At 49.9% G+C, this 9,292-nt stretch carries 8 protein-coding genes; 2 read left to right on the top strand and 6 right to left on the bottom strand.

From position 1 onward, the window contains the following. Positions 1–214 precede the first annotated feature (214 nt). Positions 215–1,216: a porphobilinogen synthase gene (gene hemB / locus HMPREF3107_RS09860; RefSeq protein WP_070455162.1), complete on the top strand. Its 1,002-nt coding sequence runs from the start codon at positions 215–217 to the stop codon at positions 1,214–1,216. A 74-nt stretch (positions 1,217–1,290) separates the two neighbouring features. On the opposite strand, the gene recR is transcribed toward hemB, so the two are convergent. The 6 genes from recR to HMPREF3107_RS09830 all read right to left on the bottom strand — a co-directional run bounded on the left by recR (position 1,291) and on the right by HMPREF3107_RS09830 (position 8,035). After that, complete coding sequence (recR, locus tag HMPREF3107_RS09855; RefSeq protein WP_070455161.1) at positions 1,291–1,896, bottom strand: recombination mediator RecR; 606 nt, start codon at positions 1,894–1,896, stop codon at positions 1,291–1,293. A gap of 113 nt (positions 1,897–2,009) precedes the next feature. After that, complete coding sequence (gene glyA, locus HMPREF3107_RS09850; RefSeq protein WP_070455160.1) at positions 2,010–3,260, bottom strand: serine hydroxymethyltransferase; 1,251 nt, start codon at positions 3,258–3,260, stop codon at positions 2,010–2,012. A 224-nt stretch (positions 3,261–3,484) separates the two neighbouring features. Further along, positions 3,485–4,495, bottom strand: coding sequence for a galactose/methyl galactoside ABC transporter permease MglC (gene mglC, locus HMPREF3107_RS09845; protein ID WP_041961498.1), 1,011 nt, complete (start codon positions 4,493–4,495; stop codon positions 3,485–3,487). Positions 4,496–4,560: 65 nt separating this feature from the next. Next, positions 4,561–6,084, bottom strand: a complete 1,524-nt coding sequence (mglA, locus tag HMPREF3107_RS09840) for a galactose/methyl galactoside ABC transporter ATP-binding protein MglA (protein ID WP_070455159.1) — start codon at positions 6,082–6,084, stop codon at positions 4,561–4,563. Positions 6,085–6,289: 205 nt separating this feature from the next. Then, positions 6,290–7,333 carry a galactose/glucose ABC transporter substrate-binding protein MglB gene (mglB, locus tag HMPREF3107_RS09835; RefSeq protein ID WP_049249589.1) on the bottom strand — a complete coding sequence of 348 codons (1,044 nt, stop codon included), beginning with the start codon at positions 7,331–7,333 and terminating at the stop codon, positions 6,290–6,292. A 288-nt stretch (positions 7,334–7,621) separates the two neighbouring features. Then, positions 7,622–8,035 (bottom strand): hypothetical protein, encoded by a 414-nt coding sequence (locus HMPREF3107_RS09830; protein ID WP_041961500.1) that lies wholly within the window; start codon positions 8,033–8,035, stop codon positions 7,622–7,624. Between the two features lie 100 nt (positions 8,036–8,135). On the opposite strand from HMPREF3107_RS09830, the gene HMPREF3107_RS09825 reads away from it, so the two are divergent. Then, positions 8,136–9,008 (top strand): ATP-binding protein, encoded by an 873-nt coding sequence (locus HMPREF3107_RS09825; RefSeq protein ID WP_070455158.1) that lies wholly within the window; start codon positions 8,136–8,138, stop codon positions 9,006–9,008. The last annotated feature ends 284 nt before the right edge of the window (positions 9,009–9,292 follow it).

The raw sequence follows: 9,292 nt of genomic DNA, 5'->3' as shown, positions 1-9,292 counted from the left end.
GCACATCCGAAAATACTGTCAAATAAATATTGTAGAAAATAGAAGATTTCTTATTATATTTTTGTTTTTTAAAAAAATTAAATTTAAACCCACATAGGGGTTGGCCTAAGGAATACTTATTTCCCACTTACTTGTATGCTTTTATTTTGACTTCGGCGTACAATTCTTACTCGATTAAATTTATACCGTTATTATTGAAAGGTTGTTGTCAATTATGAACCTCCTCCCCCGTATTCTCCCTTTAGCCCGTATGCGGCGTATGCGGAAAGATGATTTTTCCCGTCGCCTGATGCGCGAAAATGCACTGTCTGCCGATGATTTGATTTATCCTGTTTTTGTACTGGAAGGATGCAATCAGGAAGAAGATATTGCATCGATGCCCGGAGTAAAACGGCAAAGTCTGGATAAATTACTCCATACAGCCGAGGACGCTCTCAATTATGGTATTCCTATGTTGGCACTTTTCCCGGTGATAACAGAAAATAAGACCGAATTTGCAGAAGAAGCTTATAACCCCGAGGGTTTGGTACCGACTGTGGTACGCGAATTACGTGCACGTTTCCCCGAATTAGGTATTATGACTGATGTTGCATTGGATCCTTACACCATACATGGTCAAGACGGACTGACTGACGGTAACGGTTATGTTATGAATGACGAGACTATCGAAGTCTTGATTCGGCAAGCGTTGTGTTATGCCGATGCCGGGGCTCAGGTAGTGGCACCTTCCGACATGATGGACGGACGCATCGGTGCAATCCGTGAGGCCTTGGAAGACGCGGGGCATATACATACCCGAATCATGGCATATTCCGCAAAATATGCATCGGCTTTTTACGGTCCATTTCGTGATGCGGTCGGCAGTTCGGGCAACCTAGGCAAAGCGGACAAAAAAACCTATCAGATGGACCCCGCCAATACGGACGAGGCTTTGCAGGAAGTTGCTTTGGACATTCAGGAGGGAGCGGATATGGTTATGGTAAAACCCGGCCTGCCCTATCTGGATGTTGTACGCAGAGTAAAAGAGACTTTCGGCGTGCCGACTTATGCTTATCAAGTTTCGGGAGAATATGCCATGTTGCAGGCAGCGATACAAAATGGCTGGCTGGACGGCAATCAGGTAATTTTGGAGAGCCTGCTGGCATTCAAACGAGCCGGGGCGGACGGTATTTTGACCTATTATGCATTGGAAGCCGCCAAACTTTTGAAAAAATAATACCGACCACTTTGAAGAATGAGCTGAGGCCGTCTGAAACTTTTCAGACGGCCTCAGTGTGTTCAACCGATAAATTACTCTTTTAACTGCTTACGCTCATATACTGCTTGCGCCAATGTTCCCGCATCGATATATTCCAGTTCCGCCCCCAGCGGCATACCGCGCGCCAAACGGCTGACTTTATAAGGCAGGTTTTTCAGCAGTTCTGCCAAAATGTAGGCGGTGGCATCGCCTTCGGCGGTGAAATTTGTGGCGATGATGATTTCCTCGATTTCACTGTTTTGCAGCCTTACAACCAATTGCTCCAACGCAATATGGCCCAAGTCCATGTCTTGCAGCGGGCTGATATGCCCCATCAGGACAAAATATAAGCCGTCATGACAATGTGCCGCTTCCATTCCGGCAACATCGGCAGGCATATGAACTATCATCAGCCGCTTGCCGTCCCGCTCTGGATTGGCGCAGATTTCACATAATTCGTTTTCACACAAAGTATTGCAAAGCGTGCAATGCCGCACTTGTTTCAGCGCATGCTGCAAAGCCTCGACCAGTTCTTCCGCGCCTTCACGGTTGTATTGGAGAAGTTGGTAGGCCATACGCTGGGCCGATTTCGGGCCGACATTGGGCAGGATTTTCAGCGCATGTATCAATCTGGAAAATGCATCTTGCGGTTTGGACATAGTATCGTTAGAGGAAGGATTGAACGGTAAAGGCCGTCTGAAACGCCATAAAGATTTTCAGACGGCCTCAATGGCAGCAAAGGATGGTTTATCCGGCCGCCATATGCTTTCACTTATGCGCCGTATACCGGATTTTTAGCGCACAGAGCCTGAGCGGCAGCGGCCACACGGCTCAGATTGGCTTCGTCATTCGGGTTGTCCAAAACATCGGCAACCAAATTGGCCAGCTCGCGCGCATCGGCTTCGCTGAAACCGCGCGTGGTGATGGCTGCCGCGCCGACACGGATGCCGCTGGTAACGAACGGTTTTTCCGGATCGTTCGGGATGGCGTTTTTGTTAATGGTGATGTGCGCTTTGCCCAAGGCTTCTTCGGCTGCTTTGCCGGTAATGTTTTTGGCGCGCAAATCCACCAGGAAGACGTGGCTTTCGGTGCGGCCGGAGATGATGCGCAGGCCGCGTTTGACCAACTCTTCCGCCATCGCCGACGCGTTGATTTTGACCTGTTTGGCGTATTCTTTAAACTCCGGCTGCAATGCTTCTTTGAATGCAACGGCTTTGGCCGCAATCACGTGCATCAGCGGGCCGCCTTGCAGGCTGGGGAAAATGGCGGAATTGAGGGCTTTCTCGTGCGTGTTGTCGCGGCACATAATCACACCGCCACGCGGGCCGCGCAGGGTTTTGTGGGTGGTAGTGGTTACAAAATCGGCAAACGGCACGGGGTTGGGATATTCGCCGCCCGCAATCAAGCCGGCATAGTGTGCCATATCGACAAACAGGTACGCGCCGACTTTATCGGCGATTTCGCGGAATTTCGCCCAGTCGATTTGCAATGCGTAGGCCGATGCCCCCGCCACAATCATTTTGGGCTTGTGTTCCAATGCCAAGCGTTCTACTTCGGCATAATCCAACACTTCGTTTTCATCCAAACCGTAAGCTACGGCGTGATAAAGTTTGCCTGAAATATTCACGCTTGCACCGTGGGTCAGGTGGCCACCGTGCGCGAGGCTCATGCCCAAAATGGTGTCACCCGGTTTCAGCACGCTGGCGTAAACCGCTTGGTTGGCTTGGCTACCTGAATGTGGCTGCACGTTCACATATTCCGCTCCGAAGAGTTTTTTGCAACGGTCAATCGCCAACTGTTCGGCGACATCCACATGTTCGCAACCGCCGTAGTAACGTTTGTTCGGATAACCTTCGGCATATTTGTTGGTTAATTGGCTGCCCTGTGCTTCCATTACAGCATAGCTGACGTAGTTTTCAGAGGCAATCAATTCGATATGGTCTTGCTGACGTTCGACTTCTGCGGCAATCGCGGCAGCAAGCTCGGGGTCGTATTTTGCAATGGTTACGCTTTTTGAGAACATGGGATTTCCTTTGGACTAAAGATATGCGGAAGTGTGCGCCTGCCAGCTGCCGTTTTCAGACGGCCTCTTTTCAGGCAGGACGGGCGGTCATTGTAACAGAGCCGACGTTAATATGTATCGGGATTTCACCGCCGCCTATGATGAAGGCCGTCTGAAAACCCTTGTTCCGACGATGGAAACGAAAGATGGTTTTCAGACGGCCTCTTAATAGACAGGCAAACCTTTTATTTTTTCTTCGCGTGTTTTAACGAATCGATGGCCACAGCCAAAACGATAATCGAACCTTTGATGATGTATTGCCAATAAGGGTTTACGCCGATATAGCTCAAGCCGTAGTTAATCAGGGTAAAAATAACCACGCCGACAACCACGCCGAATACCGTACCGACACCGCCGCTGAACGACACGCCGCCGATCACACAGGCTGCAATCGCGTCCATTTCATACATAAAGCCCAGATTGTTGGTGGCCGAACCGATGCGTCCCGCCTCCAGCAGGCCGCCGAAAGCATAAAACACGCCGGACAGAGTGTAGATGCCAATCAGGTTTAAAGTAACGTTTACGCCGGAAACACGGGCGGCTTCTGGATTGCCACCAATGGCAAACAGGTTTTTACCGAAACGAGTTTTGTTCCAAATCACCCACATCAATGCAATCGCAACAATGGCATAAATGGTGATGTAGGACAGGCGGAATCCGCCGATATCGAAGAAACCTTGAGTGAAGGCGGAATATGCGCCGTCGAAACCGGCAATGGGTGCGGAACCGACGTAGTCGTAATACAGAGAGTTCACACCGTAGATAATCAGCATTGTGCCGAGCGTGGCGATGAACGGGGTAACGTTCATAACGGTAACGATAACGCCGTTCACCAGTCCGATAAGCGCACCGATGGCGCACACCAGCAAAATAACCATCGGAATCGGCACAACACCCAAATCGGGGAAGACTTTATTCACATTGTCTACCGCCTGCAGCAATGTGGCAGAAATAACCGCTGCCAATCCGACTTGTCGGCCCACCGACAGGTCTGTGCCTTGGGTAACGATCAGGCCGGCCACGCCCAACGCAATGATGATGCGGACCGAAGATTGGGTTAAAACGTTACTGAAATTGGTCAGGCTTAAAAAGCTGGCATCTTTGGAGATAATCACCACCAGCAACAACAGCAGCACGAAATACAGCGCGTAGTCCTTCATAAAGTCCAAGGCTTTGTTCTGTTTGACGGCACTCATAAAATTCCTTTAACTAATCAATTTGTTTGCATTCAGCGTAATGGCTTTGAAGTTTTCAGACGGCCTTATAAATATTTAGCCGACAATTGCAGGATTTCTTCCTGATTGGTTTTCGCCGTTTCGACAATACCGGCCACCTTGCCCGCACTCATCACTAATATGCGGTCGGTAACCCCCAAAAGCTCGGGCATTTCGGAAGAAATAATGATGACCGCCTTACCTTGCGCGGCCAGCTCGCCGATTAACTGGTAAATCTCAAATTTCGCACCGATGTCGATACCGCGTGTCGGTTCGTCCAACATCAGGATTTCGGGTTTGGTTAAAAGCCAGCGGCCTAAAATCACCTTCTGCTGGTTACCGCCCGATAACGAGCCGATATGGGTTTTCTGGCTGGGCGTTTTCACACGCATGGAATCGATAACCCACTGAGTGTCGCTCTTCATGCTTTTATTGCTCAGCAAGCCGCCTTTTTGATAGCTCTTCATATTGGAAATCAGCGAGTTGAAGCTAATATCCAGTCCGCCAAAAATACCGGTGCTGCGGCGTTCTTCCGTTACCAGGGCGAAACCGTTTTTAATCGCTTCCACCGGCGATTTGTTCTGCACCTCTTTTCCGTGCAGCAACACTTCGCCTGCCCCACGTTCGCGGATGCCGAACAGGGTTTCGACGATATCGGTACGTTTCGCACCAACCAGCCCGCCGATACCCAATACTTCGCCTTTGCGCAACTCAAAGCTGACATCACGGATGGACGGCTGGTTTTTCGCCGTCAGTTTTTTTACCTGCAACACGACTTCCCCGGGCGTATTGTTTTTTTCCGGGAAACGCTGGGTGAGGCTGCGGCCGACCATTTTTGCCACCAACTCGTCCATGGTGGTCTCTTTCACCGCTACGGTATCTATCCATTTTCCATCGCGCAATATCGTGATTTCGTCACAAATTTTGAAGATTTCCTCCATTTTGTGCGAAATATAAATAATGCCGCAACCGCGCTGCTTCAATTTGTCGATAATGGTAAACAGGTGGCCGACTTCCTTTTCCGACAGGGAGGATGTCGGCTCATCCATAATGACGATTTTAGCGTTGTAGGAAAAAGCCTTTGCGATTTCAATCATCTGCATTTCCGACACGGTCAATTTTGCGACTTTTTCGCGCGGATCGATGTTGATGCCCAATTCGTCAAAAATCGCTTTGGTATCGGCATACATTTTTTTCTGATCAACGAACAAGCCTTTGGTCGGATACCGTCCCAACCACAGATTGTCCATTACCGAACGCTGCTTCACCAGGTTCAATTCCTGATGCACCATCGAAATACCGTTTTCCAAAGCTTCTTTCGCACTGGAAAAATCCACTTCGCGGCCGAGAAAACGGATACTGCCCGAATCTTTGGCATAGATGCCGAACAGGCATTTGAGCAGGGTGGATTTGCCTGCCCCGTTTTCCCCCATCAGCGCGTGCACCGAATGCGCCTTTACCTGCAAATTCACGCCGTCCAAGGCTTTCACGCCGGGAAAGGCTTTATGCACGTCGGTCATGGTCAGCAGCACGGAATGGTCTTGTTCCGCCGTCGAATCCTTAGCCGTCATGGTTTGTTCCTCATGATTGTCAACAAAATGGCTTCCTGAAAACAGTGTGCCACAGATTTTCAGACGGCCTTACCGTGATACGGCACCCGCCGTTTTCCGGTTGGGGCGCAATATGGAAAACCCCGTCTGAAAATAAAAAATATAAATAGCGAAGCCGGCCGGATTATATTCAATCCGGCCGGGCATCCAATCAGGCCTTCTGAAATTATTGTTTCAGAAACTGATCCAGATTGGTTTTGTCCACGCCCACATAAGGTACGCGGATATTTCTGTTTGCATCCAGTTTGTAGGCGGAAGAAGCGGCCGGATCTTTACCTGCGGCCAAGTCCACTGCCAGAGCGTATACCGCTTTAGCCTGTGTTTCGCCGTCGTTCAATACCGAACCGGCCAGCGTATCAGCCTTAATCATTTGCAGGGCTTCAGGCAGTGCGTCTACACCGAAGGTCGGCAGGACTTTACCTTGTGCCTTCATGGCTTCTACAGCACCCATTGCCATACCGTCGTTGTTGGAAATAACTACTTCGATGTCTTTACCCGAAGTACCGGACAACCATGCCTGCATGATGTCTTTGGCTTTGGCTGCATCCCACATACCGGTGTCCAGCTGCAGTTGTTTGGTTTTGATGCCGTCGGCGTTCAATTTTTCAACCACATATTTGGTACGCGCTTCGGCATCAGGGTGGCCCGGCTCGCCTTTCAGCAGAACGAAATCAACCACGCCGTCTTTGTTCAAGTCCCATTCCGGATGCTCTTTCCACATTTTGCCAATCAAAGATGCCTGGATTTCGCCTGACTCCTGAGGATTGGTGCCGACAAAATAAGCCTTATCATAGCTTTTCAGAGCGGCTTCACCTGGGTCTTTATTGAAGAAAATGACCGGAACGCCGGCGGCTTTTGCCTTCTCGATAATCGTGCTGCCTGCGGCAGGATCGACTAGGTTGATGGCCAAAACTTTTGCACCTTTGGCGAGCATTACATCCACTTGGTCGTTTTGCGTGGATTGGTTGTTCTGCGAATCGTTCATCAACAATTCGGCATTTTTCGCCGCAGCCGCTTCGCCTTCCAATGATTTACGCATCAGCGACATGAAGTTGTCGTCATATTTATAGATGGTTACACCGATTTTAGGCGCATCGCCGGCAGGCTTTCCGCCTTCAGCTTGGGATGCGTTTTGGCTGCCGCCGTTACAGGCGGTCAAACCCAACACTGCAGCCAATGCTGCGGCGGCCAATGTTTTTTGGAAATTCATAAAAACTGTCTCCGTGTTTTTTTGTTGCTGCGGTGCGGTAGGCCGTCTGAAAAATCCGCCCCTCCGCGTCTTATGGTGCCTCTCGGCAAAACAGGCAGCAGTTTGAATTAAAATGCCTGATTTGTAAATTACCCATACGGATTTTCTGATAATTTCTGACACCTTCTAACAACAATTTATCGTCTTTTTACTAAAATTCCCGCATAAAAAATAAAAAATGTCCCTTTTTTCGCAAATACGGCCGTCTGAAAAATCTTTTCAGACGGCCTATCATTGGGGAGCATCAATCTAATCAATCAGCGCATCATGACGATGATTGCGGTAGTGTTTGTATTTCACTGCATAAGCGGCAACAGTCGGCACCAAAGCCAAAACAATCTTAAAAGTCCAAGATGCAAACCACGGCTTGTTAATCACAATTGTGTCGGCAACAGCCCCCGGCCCGACAAACTTACTCACGGCATACCAATCCAACAGCGGCCACCAACATGCAGTCAGCAACCCGAGAAACAAAGGCCAAATCAGGCGAATGCGATCCCGCTGCCATAACAAAAACAAAACTGCCGCCCAAATCAGCGTAAGCGTGCAAATCAACAAGGCGGTATGCACCGGCGCACCGAAATAAGAAGCCGCAAAATAAGTCAGCACCACCCATAAAGCGGCCAACACCGCCATAATCAATTCTTCCGGACGTTTGAACATAATAAAAATCCTTGCAGACCAATCGCTGTGAATATACCGCAAATCGACCGTTTTGGATATGGTGTAAAATCCCGCTTTTGTCATTTCTTGAGATGAAAGCATGAAACTGAAATCCTTTTTGCGTAAGGCCGAATCGGTTCTGAACCGCCTGGATGCCTGGCTGCCGCCCGAAACCCGCGAACCGGACTGGAATGCCGCCGCCTTCCACTGGCAAAAGGCCGGCAACAAAGGAATTTTGGAAAGCCTGCCCGCACCGCATACCTTCCCATTATCCCGCCTGGCAGCGGTAGACAGCCAAACCGCCAAGCTGGTCCGCAACACCGAACAATTCCTGGCTGGCCGCCCCGCCAACAATGTCCTGCTGACCGGATCGCGCGGCACGGGTAAATCGTCGTTAGTCAAAGCATTGCTGCATGAATACGGCGCGAGCGGCCTGCGACTGATCGAAGTAGACAAAAGCGACCTGACCACCCTGCCCGCCCTGTTGCAACTACTGGCTCCCCGTCCGGAAAAATTTATTGTTTTTTGCGACGATTTATCGTTCGAAGACGGTGAAGACGGCTACAAGGCGTTAAAGACCGCTTTGGACGGCGGTCTGTCCCAACGCTGTGCCAATGTTTTGGTGTATGCCACATCAAACCGCCGCCACCTGATGCCCGAATATATGGATGAAAATACGGGACATACCGGCGTTCGCGGCGAAGTGCATGCCAAAGAGGCAGTGGAAGAAAAAATTTCCCTATCCGACCGATTCGGGCTGTGGCTGAGTTTTTATCCGTTTGACCAAAACGATTACCTGCAGGCAGTGGCGAACTGGTTGGAATATTATGGTGTGGATTTTGATGATACCGCACAACGGGCGGCATTGAATTGGTCGCAAATGCGAGGCGGGCGTTCGGGCCGCGTTGCCTGGCAGTTTGCCTGCGACTGGGCAGGACGGCTGCCCCAAGACCGCTGTTTGAATCTGGGTTAATAAGATTGCCGACGTTTACGGAAAAGGCAAAAGCAGAGTTCAAGAAATGAAACGGCAAGGGATTTTTCGATATATAGTCAATACAAAAAGCCGTTCGATGCTTACTTCCTTCGGGCTCCAATTGCCCCTCTCGGAACGCACGAACGGCTTAGCGGGAAATTAAGCCTTACTGTCTGCGCGTATCAATAACCGCCCAAAAGCATACACGGCTTTTATGCCCGTATCGGGTGCGCTACCGTGCTATTAAATGTGCTGAGACCTTTGCAAAATTCCTTCTCCCTCCC

Origin of the sequence: Neisseria sp. HMSC31F04, from assembly GCF_001807735.1 — a bacterium.
Taxonomy (GTDB): Bacteria; Pseudomonadota; Gammaproteobacteria; order Burkholderiales; family Neisseriaceae; genus Neisseria; species Neisseria elongata.
This window is presented reverse-complemented; position numbering and strand designations above follow the sequence as displayed.